17 protein-coding genes are annotated in these 20,846 nt (G+C 53.7%); 10 read left to right on the top strand and 7 right to left on the bottom strand.

Features of this window, described 5'->3' with window-relative positions:
• A partial coding sequence (locus tag QNK41_RS05995; protein ID WP_319254769.1) for a P1 family peptidase occupies positions 1 to 1,153 on the top strand: 1,153 nt, incomplete at its 5' end.
• 380 nt (positions 1,154 to 1,533) lie between these two features.
• On the opposite strand, the gene QNK41_RS05990 is transcribed toward QNK41_RS05995, so the two are convergent.
• A complete protein-coding gene (locus tag QNK41_RS05990; RefSeq protein WP_319254767.1) occupies positions 1,534 to 2,235 on the bottom strand; it encodes a spermidine synthase in 702 nt (233 codons plus the stop codon).
• A 367-nt stretch (positions 2,236 to 2,602) separates the two neighbouring features.
• Here QNK41_RS05990 and QNK41_RS05985 point away from each other — a divergent pair, with 367 nt between their 5' ends.
• A complete protein-coding gene (locus QNK41_RS05985; RefSeq protein ID WP_319254765.1) occupies positions 2,603 to 2,866 on the top strand; it encodes a hypothetical protein in 264 nt (87 codons plus the stop codon).
• Positions 2,867 to 3,047: 181 nt separating this feature from the next.
• Here the strand turns inward: QNK41_RS05985 and QNK41_RS05980 are convergent, their stop codons facing one another.
• Both QNK41_RS05980 and QNK41_RS05975 read right to left on the bottom strand, forming a co-directional pair.
• Positions 3,048 to 4,325 carry a peptidoglycan -binding protein gene (locus QNK41_RS05980; protein WP_319254763.1) on the bottom strand — a complete coding sequence of 426 codons (1,278 nt, stop codon included), beginning with the start codon at positions 4,323 to 4,325 and terminating at the stop codon, positions 3,048 to 3,050.
• 3 nt (positions 4,326 to 4,328) lie between these two features.
• Positions 4,329 to 5,216, bottom strand: coding sequence for a biopolymer transporter ExbB (locus QNK41_RS05975; RefSeq protein ID WP_319254762.1), 888 nt, complete (start codon positions 5,214 to 5,216; stop codon positions 4,329 to 4,331).
• A gap of 472 nt (positions 5,217 to 5,688) precedes the next feature.
• On the opposite strand from QNK41_RS05975, the gene QNK41_RS05970 reads away from it, so the two are divergent.
• From QNK41_RS05970 to QNK41_RS05935, 8 genes are all read left to right on the top strand, one after another.
• Positions 5,689 to 6,036, top strand: coding sequence for a hypothetical protein (locus QNK41_RS05970; RefSeq protein WP_319254760.1), 348 nt, complete (start codon positions 5,689 to 5,691; stop codon positions 6,034 to 6,036).
• 330 nt (positions 6,037 to 6,366) lie between these two features.
• A complete protein-coding gene (locus QNK41_RS05965) occupies positions 6,367 to 7,374 on the top strand; it encodes a beta-ketoacyl-ACP synthase III (RefSeq protein WP_319254758.1) in 1,008 nt (335 codons plus the stop codon).
• A 234-nt stretch (positions 7,375 to 7,608) separates the two neighbouring features.
• The gene (locus QNK41_RS05960; RefSeq protein WP_319254756.1) at positions 7,609 to 7,941 is read left to right on the top strand and encodes a PilZ domain-containing protein; all 333 of its coding nucleotides are present in this window, start codon (positions 7,609 to 7,611) and stop codon (positions 7,939 to 7,941) included.
• Between the two features lie 90 nt (positions 7,942 to 8,031).
• Positions 8,032 to 9,615: a murein biosynthesis integral membrane protein MurJ gene (gene murJ / locus QNK41_RS05955; protein WP_319254755.1), complete on the top strand. Its 1,584-nt coding sequence runs from the start codon at positions 8,032 to 8,034 to the stop codon at positions 9,613 to 9,615.
• A gap of 417 nt (positions 9,616 to 10,032) precedes the next feature.
• Positions 10,033 to 10,425 carry an ankyrin repeat domain-containing protein gene (locus QNK41_RS05950; protein ID WP_319254753.1) on the top strand — a complete coding sequence of 131 codons (393 nt, stop codon included), beginning with the start codon at positions 10,033 to 10,035 and terminating at the stop codon, positions 10,423 to 10,425.
• Positions 10,426 to 10,504: 79 nt separating this feature from the next.
• Complete coding sequence (locus QNK41_RS05945; protein ID WP_319254751.1) at positions 10,505 to 10,897, top strand: hypothetical protein; 393 nt, start codon at positions 10,505 to 10,507, stop codon at positions 10,895 to 10,897.
• Positions 10,898 to 11,114: 217 nt separating this feature from the next.
• Positions 11,115 to 11,777, top strand: a complete 663-nt coding sequence (locus tag QNK41_RS05940; protein WP_319254749.1) for an HU family DNA-binding protein — start codon at positions 11,115 to 11,117, stop codon at positions 11,775 to 11,777.
• 290 nt (positions 11,778 to 12,067) lie between these two features.
• Positions 12,068 to 12,646, top strand: a complete 579-nt coding sequence (locus QNK41_RS05935) for a lipid-binding SYLF domain-containing protein (protein ID WP_319254747.1) — start codon at positions 12,068 to 12,070, stop codon at positions 12,644 to 12,646.
• A gap of 289 nt (positions 12,647 to 12,935) precedes the next feature.
• On the opposite strand, the gene QNK41_RS05930 is transcribed toward QNK41_RS05935, so the two are convergent.
• The 4 genes from QNK41_RS05930 to QNK41_RS05915 form a co-directional block, all read right to left on the bottom strand.
• A complete protein-coding gene (locus QNK41_RS05930) occupies positions 12,936 to 14,972 on the bottom strand; it encodes a TolC family outer membrane protein (protein ID WP_319254745.1) in 2,037 nt (678 codons plus the stop codon).
• A complete protein-coding gene (locus QNK41_RS05925) occupies positions 14,935 to 15,768 on the bottom strand; it encodes an HDOD domain-containing protein (protein WP_319254742.1) in 834 nt (277 codons plus the stop codon). The genes QNK41_RS05930 and QNK41_RS05925 overlap by 38 nt, the downstream gene beginning before the upstream one ends.
• A gap of 78 nt (positions 15,769 to 15,846) precedes the next feature.
• Positions 15,847 to 18,828 carry an EAL domain-containing protein gene (locus QNK41_RS05920; protein ID WP_319254740.1) on the bottom strand — a complete coding sequence of 994 codons (2,982 nt, stop codon included), beginning with the start codon at positions 18,826 to 18,828 and terminating at the stop codon, positions 15,847 to 15,849.
• Positions 18,825 to 20,846, bottom strand: a 2,022-nt coding sequence (locus QNK41_RS05915) for a tandem-95 repeat protein (protein ID WP_319254738.1), incomplete at its 5' end; no start/stop codon positions are given. The genes QNK41_RS05915 and QNK41_RS05920, both read right to left, overlap by 4 nt.

The raw sequence follows: 20,846 nt of genomic DNA, 5'->3' as shown, positions 1-20,846 counted from the left end.
GCTTTTTACGAATCCGTCAATTCTGAATCGAGTGAATATGCTATCCATGAGAAAACGAGCCAGGGAACTGGGCATTGCCCCGGGCGTTCTGCCAACCGGACCGCTCAACGCCATCACCGATGTTCAACCCGTTGGGGTCGGACACCTCACCGTGATCGAAGGGGCCGATATTCGCACCGGGGCAACGGCAATACTGCCGCATCCAAACAATGTTTATCAAAGCAAGGTGCCCGCCGGCATTGCCGTCGGCAACGGGTATGGCAAATTGACGGGCAGCACACAGATCCGCGAACTGGGTGAGATCGAAACCCCCATCGTGCTGACCAACACCCTTAGCGTGCCCCGGGCAGCCGAGGCCGTTCTCGACTGGGTGCTGGCGCTTCCGGGAAATAAAGCGGCAACCACCGTCAATCCAGTGGTGGGCGAGACCCATGACGGCCGGTTGAACAACATCCGGCGTCGTGCCCTGACCCCCGGGATGATTCGCCGGGCTATCGATGATGCGACCGGGGGCCCGGTCGATGAGGGAAGCGTGGGTGCCGGCACCGGGACCATGGCTTTTGGCTGGAAAGGAGGCATCGGCACCAGTTCCCGCCTGATTCCCAATAGCCTGGGGGGATATTCGGTCGGTGTGCTGGTGCAGTCCAATTTCGGCGGTGTCCTCCAGATTCTGGGCCTGCCGGTGGGCCGCTCACTGGGCCGGTATTATCTCAAGGACAGTTTAGAAACGGGCGATGCGGACGGCTCGATAATGATCGTTCTGGCTACCGATGCGCCCCTGTCGGACCGGAACCTGTCACGGCTGGCCCGACGGGCCCTGTTCGGTTTGGCACGCACCGGCGCCTCATTCGCCAACGGGTCCGGGGACTATGCCATCGCCTTTTCGGTGGCGGATGACGTTCGCCGCACCCCTGAGCGACGCCGGGCCCTCTCTTCCATTGCTGAGTTACCCAACGAACGGGTTTCGCCGCTCTTTCAGGCGGCCATCGAAGCGGCGGAAGAGGCCATCTTGAACTCGCTGTTCAAAGCCACGACCGTCACCGGACACAATGGATTTGTCGGGGAAGCCCTCCCACTGGACCGGGTGATGGACCTTATTGATGGCGGTTGCGGGAAACGGCTTGAGTCGGATCATAGACGATCGACCGATTGAACCATCCAAACCCTTCACCATCGGCGTGGCATGGCACGGGTTTTCTGCTATTGGAAAAGACTGCGAATAACGACCTCAGCAAAGCCGGTCGTATAAAAAGGAGGGCAAGCCCGGATCCAGGCTTGCCCAAGGAGGAGGGTAGATGAATAGAATTCAATTTACCCATGATTCCCTGCTCGGCAGGGTTTCATTTAAACAGTAAGACCGACATGGTCGTTATGCAACTTCTGGCATATCAAGTTCGGCAAAGCACCCCTGGCACCTGTTTCCATGATTGGAGCCACCATGCCAAGGGATTTTGGCGAAGAGGTGATCCCGACAAACAACCAGCGTATTATCAAACAAGCGGTTGTTAAATGGTAATGAAAATACAGGGGACACTAAAGCGTTGCCTTGACGGCGCCGGCGTCTTTCCTTCCCAGATATACCACATGCCCGGAACCGCCGCGCCCCGACCGGTGGCGGGTTGACACAAAACCGGCCGCCGCCAGGCGCTTGGCAAAGCCGGCGTCGTAGTCTTCACCCCAAACGGCAAAAACCCCGTCCGGTTTGAGGGCCGCCCGGGTCGTATTGATGGCGATACTTCCGTAGAGCGGGTCGTCGCGCTTGTGGCTGCGAACGTATGGACCGGTATAAAGGTCCAGGATGACGGCATCCAATTTCTCCCGTGTATCGTCTTTCGCATAGCCATGGATCAGTTGGGCCACATCGCAGATTTTTACGTTGACCCGTGCGTCTGCCACGGCATGGTCAGTCAGCGCGGCCAGAGGCCCCCGACACCATGCCAGCACCACCGGATTTAATTCTGCCACCACGACGCACGCCGCGGCAGGCAGGGTGTCGAGTACCGCCTTGAGCGTAAAACCCATGCCCAGCCCCCCCACCAGCACCAGCGGCTGGGTTGAATGGTTGAGGTGTCCACAGGCAAGTTGCCCGAGGGCCACCTCGGACCTGTTGGCCATGCTGTTCATGAGCACTTGGCCGCCCAAGGTGATCAGGAAATCGCGCTCCCCGCGCTTTCGCAGTTCTAATAGGCCCGCTTCAGTGGGAACACGTTCAATGATTTGCCAGGGCTGGGTCATGGGATAATCACCTTTTTGCAGGTGTCAGATATTCCTCTGCACCCGAATTTACCGTTGTTAATAAATTTATGTACATTTAAACAAGCCCATGGGTTCTTTAAACTGGGCATTAGTTGGCCGGCCACCTGGAATCCCCCGGGCAAAACGGGATCAAACCGGTCCATTTCAGATTCATGATGTTGAGTCTATTTCCGGGTCGGATGTGTCCGCGTTGAATGCATCCGCGAGTTTAAACATACCGCTTCAAATGAGCCCTGTAAAAGTAAGAATTCGGATGGTAAGCGGTGGACCACGATCTCAACAGTGTTTAAGGTAAAATAAACTGACACTGGAAAATAGGTGAATTGAAGCAATCGAAGGTGGAAGCATGCAAAATAATCTCAATAATAGCCGTTGTGTGCCAAGCCAGCCGCCAGCCGCAGCCAACCAACGCTTGCAGGAGGCCCTGGCGAATCGCGAACGCTATCTGGAGCGTCACCCGCACATGCGGGCCTATCAAGCGGAAATCGACGGGGTGCTGGATAAATCCGGCAATGTTCATAGTCGCATGGCGGTGATTGGTATGCTGATGCAGGGCAAGTTACTAGAAATGCAGGCAGCGTTCTACAAGCTAAACCGATTCCTCCAGTAGACTGCCAATTTCAACCGCCGGGGACGATGGTCCACGGCAGTTACTTCTCCCGCTCTCCAATCCTTTTGCTTTTAAGCTCCGGTATTTCCGGAGACTGCACACAATCAGATTTGCCAAAGATCTCCCTGAAGTCCAAAGGGATGGTCGTCCGGTGGTGTATTCCTTTGACCGGCGATGCCCGTTACCGGGCGGTCAACTTGATTTCAATCCGCCGGTTTTTTCGGTAAGCTGCCGGGGTGTCGGCCGGATCGAGGGGATGGAATTTACTGAAACCGGCAGCTGCCATGTGGGTCTCGGGAATTCCCTGGCTGGACAGGAAGCGAACCACCGAGACGGCCCGGGCGGTGGAGAGTTCCCAGTTGGAGGGAAATCGTCCCGAGGTGACCGGTACGCGGTCGGTGTGACCGTCGATTCTCAGGATCCAGTCGATCTCCGGCGGGATCCTGACCACCAGTTCGTTAAGGGTGGCGGCCAGCTGGGTGAGGTGGTGAATGCCCGCTGTGCCAAGTTCTGCCGAGCCGGTGGCAAACAGCAGCTCGGCCTGAAAAACAAATCGGTCGCCTTCGATGCGGATAAGGGGATTGTCGCCCAGCACCCGTCTCAGTCGGCCGAAAAATTCCGACCGATAGGCTTCCAGATCGTTGATCCGCCGAGCCAGGGCAAGGTTCAGGCGCTTGCCAAGGTCCTTGATTTCACTATCCTTGACCGCACTTTCACCGTGGGCAAGGTCCAGGGCCTGGCTGACCTGTTCCAATCGGGACTTGAGGGCGGCGATGCTCCGGTTCAACTGGGCGATCTGAGCCCGGGCGCTGGCCGAAAGGCGTCGCTCCTCCGAAAGGGCCTGCTCCTGTTCACCGATCAGAGCGGATAGGGCCTGAATCCGAATCTCCTTGTGCTGGATAGCCTGTTGGGCCAGCAGTGTGCGCTCCTGAGCATCGGCCATCCGGGCCTCAAGGGCTTTCGAGCGGTCCCGCAGCATCCCGATCTCTGTCTGGCTGGACTGCAACGCAGTGGTCATGCCGCCGATGCGCTCCTCGAGTTCCCGGCGCAGTAGCCGCAGGGCGTCGATATCTTCGTGCAGACTGCCTATCATCAGCAGCTGCTGCTCGATCTGCGTCTGATCCTGCCGGGCGCCGGCCGCCATCTGCGTGACCGTATCATCCAGCATCGCTTTGGTGTCGGTAAGGGTGCCCACCGTGAAGGACAATTCGGTGATAGTGGCCGCCAACTCCCTGTTGCGCTGGTCTTCGAGCCCCAACTGGGACGTCAAGTCGTTGACTTTGCGCTGCAGAAGGGCCAGTTCGCTCTCCTGCCCGGAGAGGACCTGGCTCAGCAGGAACTGAGCGATAGAAAAAATCAGGACAAGAAATATGACCACCATGAGAAGCGCACTGAGCGCGTCCACATACCCGGGCCAGACATTGAATTCACGCGGGGAACGTTTGGCGATAGTCGACATGGCTCAGGTACTCATGGCCGCGACAGAGCGAACGTCAGGTGCGGGCGTGGCAGATGGTCGATCGGACAGCACCTGCGCGACCATGCGGTTGTTTTCGCGCAGTTCCTGTGTCATCAGGATCAGCTGGTCCTTGATCTCATGAGATCCCTGGGGCATCGGCAGGGCCTCGAAGCCTGACGCCTGGCCATCTGCCTTGTCGATCAGATGCGTCACCTCGGACAGCCACTCCTCCAGTTCATTGAAAAAGCGGTTCTGGGCATGCCCCGCCTGGAGATCAATAAACCCTAAGACCAGCGACCCGCCGAGGCCGAACAGGGAAGAGCTGAAGGCCGTACCCATGCCGCTCAAGGGGCCCTGGAGACCGGTTTTAAGGTTTTCGAACACCGCTGCAAAGTCGTGCCGGGCCACCTCCATCCCCTCGATGACGCGCCAGACCGAAGAGATGGTCCCCAATAGCCCCCAAAATGTTCCCAGAAGGCCCAGGAAAACCAGGAGCCCGATCATATAGCGGGAGACGTCGCGAGATTCTTCCAGTCGCCCGCGAATCCCGTCCAGAACGGTCCGCATGGAAAAGGCCGACAGTGAGAAGCGATCCCGATTGAGGCCCTCCAGGTGCTTGGCCAGAGGCTTCATCAGGCGGGTGGGCTCGGAGACCGAAATCCCGATATTCCCCGTACGGAACATCTTGATCCAGTGCAGTTCCGGTTCCAGGGCGAAAACCTGGCGCATGTTAATGGCAATGCCGGCGACCAGTGCCGCCAGGATCAGCAGGTTGAACCCCCAGTTGGCCATGAAGGCCATCTTCAGGGGTGCAAACATCAGCAGACAGACAACGGCGACAATCCCCAGATAGAGGGTCATCCAATAAAGTTGATGGCGTGGATGGTTCATCGGACTTCCTTTGTATGGTTTGTGCGTTCTCCGGACGGGTGTTATAGACTCGGTGTCTGGAACACCCGATCAGAGAATTATTATCAAATAATGTGCCACTTTTAGACGATTATATTTAATATGGAATATCAACGGATTGGACTGCGACGGGGGTTAAAACCGGCAGCGTCTTGACAACGGCCGTCAGAAAGCGGTCACCGTTCACGGGCGCCGCGCGACCATGGGCAGGCAGAAAATTTTTGAGGCCCTCTTGTTCATCCGCAACGGGTAGCTTTCGCTCCGGGCCGGTTTTTTCCCAGTTTCCGGGCAAAATCCTTAACGTTCCGTTTCTTTTTGAAATCCGTCAAGCGGCAAACTATTTGTACGTTAGCGCCTAAATATTTCATCAAAAATGCCGATATATCCATTCAGCAGATTGAAGACTCCGCGCAGCCACATAAGGTGGCTGTGGCGGGACATGGGAGTGTTATCAATGACAGTGAAAATCGCCATTTTCATTCTTGCCGCCCTGATCCTTGCCGCGATGCCGGCTTATGCCAATCAGGCGGCTGTCATACCAGCATATTCGCTGGTATCGGCATTTCAATCGTCGATGGAAGAATATCAAAATTTTATAAACAGCCAAAACCGCGCCGCAGCACGGAGGCTGCTGAATTCCGAAAAAATCTTTCTTTCGCCGAGAGATGTCCGGGTCGAAGTAGTGACGGTTGACGAAAGCATCGCCAAGGTGAAATTGAGCCGCCTGGATGAAAATGCCCAACCGGTCACATTGTATTTCTGGACCCTGGCCGAACAGCTGAAAATCCTGCCGCAAGAATAGCCCCTGCCAACCCGGCCTCGGCATGGGTAACCCTCCACCCGGGACACCTGTTTTTTTGTAAGATTAGAAGCTATTCCCTGTCTGCCCTTTCGGGGGAAGGGCTGGCGCGGGCCGGCAAGGTGAACATGAAAAAACAGCACGTCAGTGGCCGATCCGCTCTATTTTCCAGGCGATATCGGGCAACATCTGACTTGATTGTTGGATGGGGTTCAGGTATTTGTATTTTGATTCTCGCCACATACAATCAATTTCAACTCGGCGCAGTGGTCTGGCCGACAGCCCCTTGTCTCAGCATCCCTGAGTTGCCGACAACGCATGGATTATCAAATCATGAATCGATCGATCATTAAAAGCACCAGCCGGTATGTGCCGGACCGACACGTCACCAACCATGAGCTGTCTGAATTGATGGACACCTCGGATGAATGGATTCGTCAACGCACGGGGATCGAGGCCAGGTATTGGGTCAACGCAGGTGATGACCTGGGCACGTCGGATCTGGCACTGGAAGCATCAACGATCGCCCTTGAGAGAGCCGGGTGGGCCCCCACCGATCTGGACTTGATTGTATTTGCCACCATGACCTCGGATGTCTACGTTCCCGGCTCCGGCGTCATTCTGCAGCACAAGTTGGGGGCTGAAAAAGTCCCGGCACTGGACATTCGCCAACAGTGCACCGGCTTTCTGCATGGATTGGAATTGTGCGATGCCTACATTAAAAGTGGCAAGGCGCGGAAAATCCTGCTGGTCGGGGCCGAAACCCAGAGCCGGTTTCTGGAACTGAACACGCAGAATCGCGATACCGCCGTCATTTTCGCCGACGGTGCCGGCGCAGTCTGCATCGAGGCTGAAGAGACCGACGAAGAGACCGGCATTCTGGCGGCTGTCTTTCATGCTGATGGAAAATATGCCGACGTATTGCGCGTGGGCGTCCCTTCCCGAAAAAGCGGCCCGGTCATGAACGCTGAGGTGCAGGCCAGACAGGAGTATTTACCCTACATGGACGGAAAAGCCGTGTTCAAACTGGCGGTCACCCGACTGCCGACAGTGGCCCGGGAACTGCTGGAAAAAGCCGGTATGCAATTGGAGGATATTGACATGGTCGTTCCCCACCAGGCCAACCTGCGAATCAATGAAGCCTTCAGGAAGCGCATGAATATTCCTGAAAATAAGATCTATAATAACATTCAGCACTATGGAAACACCACCGCCGCCACGATTCCCATCGCCCTGGATGAGCTGATTGAGAAAGGGATGCTCAAGTCCGGCGACAATGTCATGTTCATTGGCCTGGGCGCGGGTGTCACCTGGGGTGGGGTTATATACAGGCTTCCCTAGTTAGTGTCGATCCACAAATGGCCAATTTGCCTATTTCTGGATGGACACTAGTTATCCAATCGTATTTGGCTGAGGATAAGTGTCGTCCGCATCATCGCATGAGAAAACTTGTCTTGGCGTCGGATCGTTGGCAGCCATCTTGAAAAATGCAACCAGGGATGCCATCCTTCCGGCAAGGCGAGTGGCAACATTCAAGCGTTCCGGCAAGTTGCGGAAGAAAGCGAATGAGGAGCAATGAAGCGCCAACAGAATCGCCAGAAACGCTCACGCCGCACCTCCTATATCATCGCTGCGTATACGGTTAAAGAGGGAACTCACCGGGATGTGATCAAGAACATTGGTGCGGGTGGCCTGTTCATCCGGACATCCAGGAAGGTTGCCGAAGGGCAGTCCATCGTACTCGAATTTCCATTGTTTCGCTTTGACAATACGATCAAGGTCTCTGGAACGGTGGTTCGCGCTGATTCTGACGGGTTCGCCGTAGCTTTTGATAAGCTTCTTGACGTCCTTCAGGCTAAAAATGGTCAACTCCCGAATATAGTCCATGAGATCGATCGGTCAACTTAAGAATTATTGGGTTGGCCGTTGAAAAATCGTTTAGCAGGACATCGGGAAAACAATCGGAGTAAGGAGCAGTAATATTTCGGCGATCAAGCCATGAATCCTCTCAAAGGGTCAGGTGAGTTCAGTAAAATAGGTGTGGCCACCATTATCATGATGGCCAGCATTTTCCTCAGTCGCCTCACCGGCATCGCCAGAGAGATGTTGCTTGCCGCGATGGCGGGAGCCGGAACGGAAGTCGATGCCTATCGCGTGGCGTTCGTGTTGCCCGAAATACTCAATCACATCCTGGCCAGCGGCTTCTTATCGGTGACCTTCATCCCCATTTTCTCGCGCTACCTGGCCGAAGGGAAGGAAATCGATGGATGGCGAACCTTTTCCAATATCTCGACAGTGTTCGGAATCCTCCTCATCGTGCTCATCGTGGCGGGAATGATTGTGGCCCCCATCGTGGTGCCCCTTTTGGCACCGGGGCGCCATGACCCTCAATTTATCGCTCTGGCCGTAAGAATGACCCGTATTACCCTGCCGGCCCAATTCTTCTTCTTCGCCGGCGGCATGCTGATGGCGGTGCAATATGCAAAGAAGCGCTTCCTGTTCCCGGCCCTGGCACCTTTGATTTACAATCTCGGCATCATTTCCGGCGGGTGGTTGCTCGGCCGCCGGTTGGGCGTGGAGGGTTTTTGCTGGGGCGCTCTGGCGGGTGCAGCGATAGGCAGCTTTGCGATCCAGATCCTCGGTGCCGTTCGAATCGGCATCAAATATCGGCCCGCCATGGACTTCACCCACCCGGACCTTCGGCGCTATGTCTTATTGACCTTACCCCTGATGATCGGGCTGACCATGGTTTTCTCGACGGAACTGTTCTCAAAATTCTTCGGCAGCTTCCTGCCGGCGGGAGCCATTGCGTGGATTGATTATGCCATGCGTGTCATGCTGATGTTGGTCGGCTTCTTCGGACAGGCCGTAGGGGTCGCCTCCTATCCCTATATGGCGCAGCTGGCCGTTCAAGGGCGCCTGTCAGAGTTAAATGATGTCATCAACACCATCTTGCGTTACCTATCCATCGTCATCCCGGTATCCATTCTGGTGGCTGTGCTGCGGCATGAAATTGTCTACGTGCTTTTTGAGCGGGGCCGATTTTCTCCTGAAGATACGAAAATGACGGCCTTGACGTTGTCCTGCCTGATGGTTGGAGCGGTTGCCTTCATCTCCCAAACCGTCGTCAATCGTGGTTTCTATGCGACTCAAAACACCCTGTTGCCGGCGCTTTTCGGCACCATTGCCGTGGTTCTGGGCCTGCCGGTGTACTGGGCCGGGTTAAAGATGATGGGCGTTGCCGGGGTTGGCCTGGCCATATCCGTGTCTGCCATCCTCCAGACTATCCTCCTGTTTTCCGTCTGGAATCGGCGCAGCAAGAATACGGCCGCCATCGGTGTGTATCGCGCCTATCTGAACGCAGCCATTGGCGCACTGGTCATCGGGGCAATACTCTGGCTGGTGCACGGCGCGCTCCAAATGAGCCTCGGCAGCCAGACGCTGGTCACCAACCTGGCAGTGATCTGTATCGTTTCAGGAGTTTTTATTGTTTTAACCGGGTTGTGGGGCTGGATCTTTAAAATCGAGGCTATCCAATATTTGTTCAGTCGCTTCTCATCCTTATTTTTTAGGAAAAGCTGACACGTTTACTGTCGAGGGTTCAACCTTTGGTTGGATAAAATCGACCGATTGTTGGTTTACAAACAAAACAAGCTTTACCCCAACGTTGCAAAAGCTGGAGGGCTTCAGAGCCAAGGCGTCAAGGGTGAAGCTGTAATCGGCTACCGCGATCCCTTGACTACGCGGGTCGCAGATCCCGTTGAAGACGGGAATCTGAAGTCCTCCAGCTTTCCTGAAAGGTAAAAACAATGAGAAAAACCGTGACATTCTTGGACTTCACCATTCGTGACATCCAGAAAATGATAACAACTTGACTATATCAAGTATTTTTATGCAACATTGGGGTTTATTTTGGTTATGCATCCTCATATCCCTGGCAGGCTGCTAAATTCTATAGTCGACATGTCCGATCGTAAGGGCTGTTCTGGAAACTGACCGATGGAAACCGTGATAAAAATTCTGCCCATTATCGTTGTCGTCCTGGTTGTTTTTCTCATCAGGGAAGGCCTCACGTATTACAAGTACGTGAAGTACTGCAAACTTCATGAAGCCGCCAAGACCGGCAACATCAATACCGTTCGCAGGCTCCTTGAAGAGGGACACCCGGTAAATGCCGTCGACCCAAGCTTCGGTTTGACGCCGCTTCACTTTGCCGTGCGAAACGGTAGTATCGAGGTCGCTCGGTTGCTCATTGAAAATGGCGCCAGTCTCAACCAACCGTCAACCCAAGGGATAACTCCGCTTGACTGGATGTCAACGTACCTCGACCCCAACCAGCGCGCTGCGCTGTTGCGTGCTGCCGCTGGCGACCGGGAAACCGATGATGTTTAATCTTTATTTACAGTATAATGGCGATTGTGTAAGATGATATGGTGTTTTAATTTCTACCACTCGAGTAAAGGAATCCAGCATGGCTATACATCTGTTGCCTCTGGCCAAACTGGCACTCATGGCCGGAAAAGCGGGAACATCCAAAGCCACCGGCGCTGCCATGGTCAAACAGGCGGCTGCCCTCTCGGTACACAAACAGGCACCCGGTTGGGTGATAAAGGGGGCATTGGCCGGCCTGGTCGGATTTAACCTGCTGTTTCTACTGGTCCTGGCCCATAAGCGCAATGTGTTCAAATCGCCCACCCAAGTCGGCAGTGCCTGCCCTCACTGCAAGCATTTTATCAATTTAAATGAACTCTCCCGCGCCTTCCATCCCCGACTGGTCGACAAGGAATTTATCTTCAGTGGAACGTGTCCGTCCTGCAACGAGATCCTCTCTATTCGGGATAGCGGTCTGAAGTCAATCTCCTGATACAATCCCGCCTACCCAATCATATAAGCACCAAACCCTTGACAAGAAACGGAATTTTTGTAAACGTGGAGTTGTTTCACCTGACAGGACCACGCCCGTCTGCCTGAGGAGTCACTGACCATGAAAATGACATCTCTGATCGGACACACCGATTGTTAGGCATCATCGGCATTATCTTTGGAACTGTAATCATCGCCTGGATCAGACAGGAGAAACCATGGCACTGACGAAATATGGCATCATTAAACAAGTCTACAATGAACTCAGATTACCCAAGAATCAATCTGTTGAAATCGTAGAGTCCCTCCTTGAGATTATCAAGGCGACACTGGCGTCGGGTGATGATCTACTTGTCAGCGGGTTCGGTAAGTTCTGCGTCCGGGATAAGAAGCAAAGGAAGGGCCGCAACCTGGTCACGGGTGAGAACGTAACCCTTCCGGCGAGACGGGTGGTGACATTCAGGTGCTCTGGCAAGTTGCGGGACAAGGTGAACGTCGCCATGAACACAGGATCGGAACGACGTCGCTATCCCCGCCACGCCGCCGCGTTTACCGTGAAGTACACCGTCAACTCGGTGACGTATCGGGATCTGGTCAGGGACGTTAGTTCGGGAGGCATCTATATCGGCAACTGGAGAGCGATCAAGGATGGGCAGCGAATCAGCCTGCATTTTCCGGTGTCTGCCTTAGACCAAAAGTCCAGTGTAACAGGAACCGTGATGCGCTCTCAGGACAGGGGGTTCGCGGTGATATTTGACAATCCGATTAATGAGAAGATCTGCCGGACCTGTCAAGACCCAGGGCTCGAAATTGAGCGATATCAAACGATAAAACCTCATGCTCATGAATCTCGACTCCTCCACCAACGGCTAGGCACCTGACGACAGACGCTGCTACATCGCCTGCAAACCGGATATTGGTTATGTAATCATAAGTACGCCTCATTCCTTCAAATTCGCAAGCCTTGATCTCGGGCTTTTTACGAATCCGTTTAAAATGAGACTTTTTACGACTTCATCAAGCTTGATGCTTCCAACGCTTGCCATTCAGCATCTCGTGATTAATATACATTCGTCTCGAAATCGACTTGAAGGCTTTACGGCCAGGTTATGCGTTGTCTTTCCTGCGCTCAAAATGTTTTTCAACACCCTAATTTTAAAAAGGAGTCATCATGAAGATAATTAATTGGTTTGCCTTGCCTGTCTTTCTGGTAATGGCAGCAGCCAGTTTCAACGTTGCCCATGCCGATCAATATTCCGATACCGTTGATGTTTTTAAAAAATCGCCGGCGGTGAAGCCCTTTATCGACAATTGCTATGGTTATGCGGTTTTTCCGACAGTGGGCAAAGGGGGGTTCGTTGTCGGGGGCTCATACGGCACCGGGCAAGTATATGTGCAAGGCAAGGTCACCGGCACCGCCAAACTGATCAAGGGAACCATCGGCCTTCAAGCCGGTGGGCAGGCCTTTAGCCAGTTGGTCTTTTTTGAGGACAAGCGTGCCTATGATGAATTCACCAGCGGCAGCTTCGAATTGGGCGCCGATGCGTCCGCGGTTGCCATTACTGCTGGCGCGCAGGCAAGTGCCGGTACCGAAGGCGCCAGTGCCGGTGCCAGCGCCGGCCCGGCCACCGGGAAGCAGGCCTCCACAAGTTACCATAAGGGCATAGCCGTGTTCGTCCATGCTAAAGGCGGACTGATGTTTGAAGCCTCCATAGGCGGGCAGAAGTTCAGCTTTGAACCCAAGACCTAAGCCGCGGTTGGCGGCCTAACCGTCGGCAACAACGCGACCATTAACGCATGAATCAGAGGGCAGTCCTGTCAGAGCAATGCCATTTGTATTTACTAGCAGCTACATGTATTCTGGGCCCTGTAATGGTTTGTGGTGGCATATACAACGCCAAGTGATTCTTTTCCTTCCGGTGCTGTCAAGTGTGAGCGGAATAAGGCAAAATAGGGGCCAGCACAGGGCGAGGGCCTTACAAAGATTACCTTGATTCGAAGGTCCTCAAGAAAATATTGGTCGTTGTCTATCTTACCGACTAGGACCCTGGCGTGACAGTATTAGTGGTTAGTCCAAGCTCGGACATCTGTTCTGAAATTTTCTCGGCGCTTAGTCGATCGACCTGCTGCACAATCAGCATCTTGCCCTGCATGTCTATTTCAGCCGCAATCGGGGTCACCTCGATATTTTTCTCTGCAAGCAGCTGGGCGTAGCGAACGGCCTCTTCGTAATTGTGGAAGGAGCCCACATATATAGCGAGCTTGTCGCCTTCAGGCAAAACAAAGGCGTCAACCGATTTCCGTATGGTCTCCAAGCGCACGTAGGCCGATTCAGGAATATACCGTCCCTCGAGCAGCCGGGTGACCTTGACCCTGCTGGTACACAATGTTGATTGGGCATCGAATCCGAGGTCCTGCAATCTGTCTATGGCCTGTGCCATCACTCGTTCTTTGTTGCAAGGGCCGATTTCGATCGAATTGAGCAGGCCCGCATTGGCCACTGAGCGTGTATCAGGCCTTTTAGCCGGAGCAGTGTGGTCTTTGGTTCCTACAGAATCGGAACCCGTGCCCTGAGTTTGATGGGACTGCGCTGTCCGGGATTCAGCCCGGTAAGATTGAACCGCAGCGGGTAATACAATTGCTTGTGATAGCCTGCTCAGATCGGTGGGAATCTCCTCAACGCCTGTGGTTTCCGCAACCTGCAGTTCTCCACCAAGACTCAGAATACGGTAAGCGGTAATAATCTCGTCAACACTGACGCTAACCAGCTGACGGGCGGATTGAAAATATTCTTTCTCGGCATTGAGGACATCGAGGAGACTTCGACGGGAAACACTGTATTGTTTCATGTATGCGTCAAAGGTCTGATTACTTGAATCCACCGCTACCCGGTAGGCTTTTTTTTGGCTCTGCAGAGAAAGGTAATCAGCCCAGGCGATAGCGGTCGATTCGCGAAGTTCAATCAGCTTGTCATCCCGGTTCGAGCGGCTTTGATATTTTCGCGACAGGGCCGCGTTGGTCGCTTGTTTATCCTGACCTCCCTTGAACAGGTTCCAGCGCATGACCAACATGGCATCGTTGGTATGCTGCCAGGATGGATCCCCTTCAAGCTGATCGTGGTAGCGACTGCTCAATTCAACATTGAATTTTGGTTTGTAGGCGGAGCGGGCCAAATCCACTCGGGCTTCGGCCTCCAGAACCCTGGCGTTGATGGCAATCAGTCCGGGATTTTTCTGCTCCGCCCACGTCAATGCATCCTCCAGAGAACCGGGCATGGTATTCGGAAGTTTAGCGAAGGCCAATTCTCCCGGCTTTACACCAACCACACGTTCATAATTTGAAATCGCTCCGCTAAGGTCGCTTTGGCTGATAATCAGGACCGACTGGGCCCGTAACATCCGGGTTTGGGTCTGGGTAACATCGGCGATATTGCCATAGCCGGCCTGTTCGATATCGGAAAGTGCCCGGTAGATATCCTGATGAACCTGGAGATCCTTTTCAGCCAGGGCAACCAGTTCACGCTGCCGATATACATCAAGGTGGGCGCTTATCGCATTCAGGGAAAACGCCAGGGTTGCCTCTTGAAGGCCATAGTCAGCTGATTCCAATATGGCCCGCTGGATGGACACAGTCTGGCTGGTTTCGCCACCGTCATAAACCTTCTGGGTCAATCTCAACGTGGCATCTCCCCGGGAATTCCATTCAGAATCCGACGGATCGGCGCCAGGTAGTCGGGCAACGCTGTCGCTATGCTGTCCGGCACCGTACCCCAGCAGAAGATCGATCGAAGGGCGGTAGCCCGCACGGGCTCGCTTGAGGTCGTATTCAATCGCCTCGTTGCTGTGGACCAGTGCCTGCAGCTGCGGACTAAAAGATAGCGCCTGCTCGACTGATTGGTAGAGCGTCGTCACCTGAGCCTGCGCGTATAAAGGGACCGACGCGATCCAACACAGATAGAAGATTAGGCGATAAACAGTTTTATTGAATGCCATTGAACGGCCTGTGATAACGAAACCAAATACCATACGGGAAACAGCCCTATAAAAAGATACTGTTTGCAACTTCTGCATACTCATCTGCCGCGGTGTTCCTGAAATTCAGGCATTGTTCAACCGTCATGTCAATTGTAGACCAGACTGTGGGATCAACAGCAAAAGCCCCTTCCCCGAAAACGCCTTCTTCAAGTTCAGACAACACCAGCAAGGCGCTGAGATGCAACAACGATGTTTCCGCGATATAGTGAGTCGCTTTGTCCGGTTCGGGGTGAAAATAGGTGATGGCCTGGAGCTTTTTGGGCAGGTCCCACTGTCTCATCACATAGCCACCCACCTGTGCATAATCAAACCCGAGCGCATCCCTTTCCACCTGGTACAAGGGTCGACCCAGTTTCCTTGCATCTAAAAGGGCTTTTTGGGATTCTTCCGGAATGGCCATATACATAAACAGATGGCCGATATCATGCAGCAGGCCCATCACGAAAAGTCGATCACTGTCCATCACCTCGCATTCAGCAGCAAGCATTTTGCTCATCACGGCACAGTAAAAACTGCGCTGCCAGAATTTTTTCATGTTCATCACGTCATTTTCAATCCCCTCGAAAGCTTGGGCTACCGAGGCACTGAGAACGATGTCATGAACCTGGCGAATTCCCAGTAGACTCACCGCATGGCTGATGGTTTCGATTTGACGAACCCGTCGATTCACAGGATTGTTGACCGCCCGCAGAAAACGGGTGGCCATACCCGGGTCACGGCCCACCAAAAGGGCGACTTCCGCCATGGTAAAATCCGGATCGTCAACCAATTCCTTCAATTTAAGATAGATATCTGGCAACGAAATCAGTTGTGCTGATTTTACAACAGTTTGAAACACGACGTCTCTTCCTCGTATATATCGTTTGGTTGAGAATTGTAGACGCTATCGGTGACTTGACCAGCTTTATTCCCAATCCTAACTCGCCAGCGCCATCGGTTGTTTTTGTAACATGTCCACAACCTCGTCGTGGGGTACTGGGCGGCTGAAATAATATCCCTGCAGATATTCACAACCCAGAGCAACCAGGTGATCGGCCTGGTGCTTTTCCTCGACCCCCTCCGCAACCACGTCGAGCCCCAGCTCATGGGCCATGGACACGATGGATGCGACCAGTTTATCGGCATTTTCATTTTTATTGAGATCAGATATAAAAGACCGGTCAATTTTCAGACAGGAAAGCGGGATTTTCCTTAAATAAGACAGTGACGAATATCCAGTACCAAAATCGTCCATGGTCACCCGAATGCCCATATCCTTGATCTGGTTCAGCACGGCATAAGGTTTATCGTCGGTAGTAATTAGAGAGCTTTCCGTCAACTCGATTTCAAGTAGACTCCTATCTATATTGAATTCGTCAAGAATATGCGCAATCCGGCTGGCCAGATTTTGTTGACGCAGCTGGACCCCCGAGATATTGACCGCGATCGGCTTGACCGCCAGTCCTGAATCCATCCAGGACCTGAGTTGTCGGCATGCGGTATAAATAACCCAGTCGCCGATCCTGTCGATCAGCCCGGCCTGCTCCGCAACCGGGATAAATTTATCCGGCGGTACAAACCCCAGACGTCCACTCTGCCAGCGAAGCAGGGCTTCAAATCCAGCAATCTGCTGCGTCGCAGAATCGATCTTGGGTTGATAGTGCAGTTGCAGTTCATCATTCTCAATAGCTTCATGCAGTGAATTTTCAATCTTTAGCTGGTTGGCCGCCTTGTTATTCAGATCTTCGGACGCGAACAAATAGCGATCGTTCCCGTTGAGTTTTTGGGCATAACTGCAGGCATTGGTGGCGCTGCTGTACAACGCCTCCACAGTCTGTCCATCGTGGGGGAAGATACTGACCCCGAAATAGGCAGAGGTATATATTTCATGCCCATTGATCGTGAACGGTTTATCGAAGGAATCCAGCAACCGTTTCATCACCCAGGTAACATGGTCGACCTGCTGGATATCGGTCAGCAGGATGCCGAACTCCATCTCGTTGATCAGCGACACCGTTGACATGCCTTTAACATTATCGAATACGGCCACCGTGTCGATATTTTCGCGGATGACAACGTTCAAGCGATGTCCACAGGCTTTGACCAATTGTCCGGCAACCTTGCGCCCGATTGTTTCGTGTATCCGTTTGATTGTGTCGATGGTCAACGACAATACCGCTACCAGATAATTCTTTCTTTTAGCCCGGGCGATCTCATGGGCGATGCGATCTTCAAACAGCGAGCGGGTCGGCAAACCGGTCTTCAGATCATACATTTCATAGTGTTCGATCTCTAAGGTGCGTTTTTCCAGTAGTCCTTCCAACTCCACTACACGACGTTGCAATTGCGCCTGATCCGTATCCATCGGTGTCGATTGCCCCGGTTGTACAACCGGTTCCTGCGTTTCCGGGCCGCTCTCCACGTCGGCGACAGCATCACTATCCTGCCCCCAGATGATAACCCGGTTCCGGCCGCTTTTTTTAGCTGCATAGAGTGCTTTGTCGGCCTGGTTGATCAATTCGTCGGGCGTATTGGCATTTGATTCAATGGCGGCGACCCCCAGGCTTGCCGTGATTTTGACCCCTGAACAGGAACTTTTTTCGATGGCCTGCCGGATGCGCTCGGCAATTTTAACGGCCGTGTCCAGAGCCAGCGTGGGCAATACCACACAGAACTCTTCACCGCCGTAGCGCCCGACCAGGTCGGTCTCACGGGTGCAAGTTTTGAGAACATCGGCTACGGCCTTGATCACCTGATCCCCCGTGGCGTGCCCAAAACGATCATTAACCGATTTGAAGAAATCGATATCCAGCATCATGCAGGACAGATGACCGCCATCCGCTTTTGCCTGAGTAAACAATTCGTCGAAATATTGAGCCAGTGAGCGCCGGTTTAAACAGAGCGTCAAGGGGTCGCGGTTGGCCAGGGTCTCGAGCTCCTGACTTTTCACCTGGATTTCATCATTGGCCGACTGAAGCTTTTCTAACATATTGTTCAGTTCAAAATTTTTTTCCTCCAACTGGGTGATATCGTCAAAGGTCAACAGGGTGCCGCGAGATGACCCCGCATTGTCGGTCAGCACCGTTACATTGACGGCAAGCTTGATCTTTCTGCCCTGATTGTCCAGCAAGCTCAGGGATGCGCCAATATGTTCTCGACCGTCTTGCAGCACCCTTAACCAGGGCAGTTGCCTGACCTGTTCCGACGTTTTACAATTCAACCAGCCCAGTTCCGATCCTTTCAATCCGAGCATGGTTTCGGGCGACTTACCGAACAAGGCGGCAAAGGAATGGTTCGCCATCACGATCTGTTCGTCTTTGTCCAGAATCAGCACCCCTTCATGAAGCGCATCGAAGGCCTTCTGGACCCGTTTCGGAATTACTGCCGTGGGATCGAGTTCGCGCAAAGTCCGTTTGATGACCAGGAAATAGCAGATAAAACTGCTCAGGCCGATAAAGATCAGCAGCTCGACAAAAGAACTGGCCAACACGATACCGGTATTGCCTGACCAGAAAGGGGCGAAGCGGATTTCCACCGTGGCCCATTTTTCATCGTTGCGATACACCGGTACATGGACATGGGTCGGCGTCGATTTTCCATCGACCGGGGGTTTCCAGTGCGCCAGGTGTTCACCCACCAGGGCAATCAAATTGCCGTTATCCGTGCGGATCGCCGCCGAGCGGATGTCTTTGTTGCGCTCCACCACCGCCCGCAGCGTGTTGCGGATGGTGTTTAATTCTCCTTTTTCAGCCGCGGAAGCGAACTGCAGCGCCAGCGATTCACTCAATCCCTTGCGCAGCTCGAGAGCCGATTCAGAGGCGTCGGGGATCAACCCGATCTGGTCGGCCACAATCAGCAGATTGACTATCAACAAAGCCAGCGCAATGCTGAGCCGTATGGCAGGGGTTTTAAATATCATTGCTCATCGCGGTCAAATAAGGTTTCCGGTTGCTGTGAGACGTTATCCGGTGCCTCTTCTTTGCCTTTCTTATCTTTTTTCTTACCGGAAAAAATGACGATCGGGTCAAAGCCGCGCCAAAGCGGCAAGGTTGACACCATGCTGGCAACCATTGATCCGGCCCGTAAAAAATAGCTGACGATACCGACGGTAAAGGTTGTCATGGATGCGGTGACAATTTTCGCTTTCACCGCTTTCGCCTGTTGTTCCGATTGGAACGTCTCGTCGATTTCCTCCCGCAGATGGTCGTATTCCTCATTGTTGACCAACCGCTCCCACTCCTCATACGCAATATCTATGCCGTCACTATCGGTCAACTCGTTGTTGGCCGTGGATACTTCAGGTGCTTCAAAATTAACATGCAAATGTTCTTCAGCAGCGATTTCTTTGTACAAATCGTTGTCGAAATAAGTGTATGCACGCCTGTCCTTTCGCGATTCGGGCCGGGTGTCTGCATCGTTTTCATCGGTCAGGTAAATAATATCTTGAGTCTCACCGGATTGCGGGTCATTCATCAGCACGAATGACTCATCTGGATCGGATGTATAGTCCACTGTCAAATATTCGTCGGTTATCGGCTCGGGATCATCTTCGGCAGGGGGATCTTCGCCAGGCGCTGCATCAGTCGGGTCACCCGTATCCGAATCGTCGTCCGCGTCCGTATCGGTATCATCGACAGGCGGTCCCGAGCCCGTGGTCGTCCCGGCTACAGTAATTGTAAATCCCTGCGTGTCGGTAAGGAGGCCATCGGAGGCCGTCACCACCACGTTGTGAGTACCCACATCAGTATTGTTTGGGGTGCCGGACAGGGTAGCGGTGCCATCACCGTTGTCAACCAGGTTCAGCCAGCTTGGCAGGCTTGCAGCGGAGATGGTCAGGCTCGTCCCGCTATCCGGGTCAGTGGTAGTGATGGTGTAACTATAGGCCGCATTCTCGGTGGCGGCAGTCACCCCAGCAGAGGTCACAATTGGTGCATCGTTGACCGGGTTGACGGTGACCGCCACCGTCGCCACGTTCGAGTTCAGAGCACCATCGTTGGCTCTGTATGTAAAGCTGTCGGTCCCGTTCCAGTTGGCATCGGGAGTGTAATTGAAACTGCCGTCGGCATTGAGCGTCAGGCTGCCGTGCGAGGGTCCGCTGACCAGGCTGGCGGTGAGGCTGTCGCCGTCCACATCGCTGTCGTTGGCCAAGACATTACCGGCAATCACGGTGTCTTCGTTGCCACTGAAGCTGTTGTTCACAGCTGATGGTGCGATATTGATGTCGTTGACGGTAATGGTAAACGTCTCACTGTCCACCAGGTTGCCGGTACCGTTATCGGTAACAGTGATAGTGACAGCCGGCGTCAACCCACCCTGGAGTTCGGTCGGGGTCCAGGTAAAGACACCCGTATTGGCGTCGATGCTCATGCCCAATGCAATCGAGGCGGCATCCAGGCTATAGGTCAACGTGTCGGCTGGTAGGTCTGCGTCAGTGGCGGTGGCAGTGAACGTCAGGGTGGCCAGCTCATCAACGGTTTGATTACCGATGGCTCCCAAAACCGGGGCGACGTTTATCTCGTTTACGGTGATGGTGAAGGTTTCGCTGTCGAATAGATTGCCAGTTCCGTTGTCAGTAACCGTGACAGTGACAGACGGGGTGATACCGCCCTGGGCCCCGGTTGGTGTCCAGGTGAAGACACCCGTGTTGGCATCGATGCTCATACCCAATGCGATGGATGCCGCATCGAGGGTGTAGGTCAGGGTGTCTGCGGGAAGATCCGCATCGCTGGCGGTAGCGGTAAAGGTCAAGGTGGCCAGTTCATCCACCGTTTGATTACCAATGGCACCCAGTACCGGTGCCACATTAATGTCGTTGACGGTGATGGTGAATGTCTCACTGTCGATCAGGTTGCCGGTGCCGTTGTCGGTTACGGTAACGGTGACAGACGGGGTCAATCCACCCTGTGCTTCAGTCGGCGTCCAGGTGAAGACACCCGT

Source organism: Desulfosarcina sp. (assembly GCF_033791525.1).
GTDB lineage: Bacteria > Desulfobacterota > Desulfobacteria > Desulfobacterales > Desulfosarcinaceae > Desulfosarcina.
This window is presented reverse-complemented; position numbering and strand designations above follow the sequence as displayed.

Excerpts from the sequence above, each read along its gene's own strand:
- QNK41_RS05920 (WP_319254740.1), bottom strand. The coding sequence starts at position 18,828 with ATGATATTTAAAACCCCTGCCATACGGCTCAGCATTGCGCTGGCTTTG.
- QNK41_RS05950 (WP_319254753.1), top strand. The coding sequence starts at position 10,033 with ATGGAAACCGTGATAAAAATTCTGCCCATTATCGTTGTCGTCCTGGTT.
- QNK41_RS05935 (WP_319254747.1), top strand. The coding sequence starts at position 12,068 with ATGAAGATAATTAATTGGTTTGCCTTGCCTGTCTTTCTGGTAATGGCA.
- QNK41_RS05960 (WP_319254756.1), top strand. The coding sequence starts at position 7,609 with ATGAAGCGCCAACAGAATCGCCAGAAACGCTCACGCCGCACCTCCTAT.
- QNK41_RS05985 (WP_319254765.1), top strand. The coding sequence starts at position 2,603 with ATGCAAAATAATCTCAATAATAGCCGTTGTGTGCCAAGCCAGCCGCCA.
- QNK41_RS05975 (WP_319254762.1), bottom strand. The coding sequence starts at position 5,216 with ATGAACCATCCACGCCATCAACTTTATTGGATGACCCTCTATCTGGGG.
- QNK41_RS05940 (WP_319254749.1), top strand. The coding sequence starts at position 11,115 with ATGGCACTGACGAAATATGGCATCATTAAACAAGTCTACAATGAACTC.
- QNK41_RS05970 (WP_319254760.1), top strand. The coding sequence starts at position 5,689 with ATGACAGTGAAAATCGCCATTTTCATTCTTGCCGCCCTGATCCTTGCC.
- QNK41_RS05965 (WP_319254758.1), top strand. The coding sequence starts at position 6,367 with ATGAATCGATCGATCATTAAAAGCACCAGCCGGTATGTGCCGGACCGA.
- QNK41_RS05980 (WP_319254763.1), bottom strand. The coding sequence starts at position 4,325 with ATGTCGACTATCGCCAAACGTTCCCCGCGTGAATTCAATGTCTGGCCC.
- QNK41_RS05990 (WP_319254767.1), bottom strand. The coding sequence starts at position 2,235 with ATGACCCAGCCCTGGCAAATCATTGAACGTGTTCCCACTGAAGCGGGC.
- QNK41_RS05945 (WP_319254751.1), top strand. The coding sequence starts at position 10,505 with ATGGCTATACATCTGTTGCCTCTGGCCAAACTGGCACTCATGGCCGGA.
- murJ (WP_319254755.1), top strand. The coding sequence starts at position 8,032 with ATGAATCCTCTCAAAGGGTCAGGTGAGTTCAGTAAAATAGGTGTGGCC.
- QNK41_RS05930 (WP_319254745.1), bottom strand. The coding sequence starts at position 14,972 with ATGAGTATGCAGAAGTTGCAAACAGTATCTTTTTATAGGGCTGTTTCC.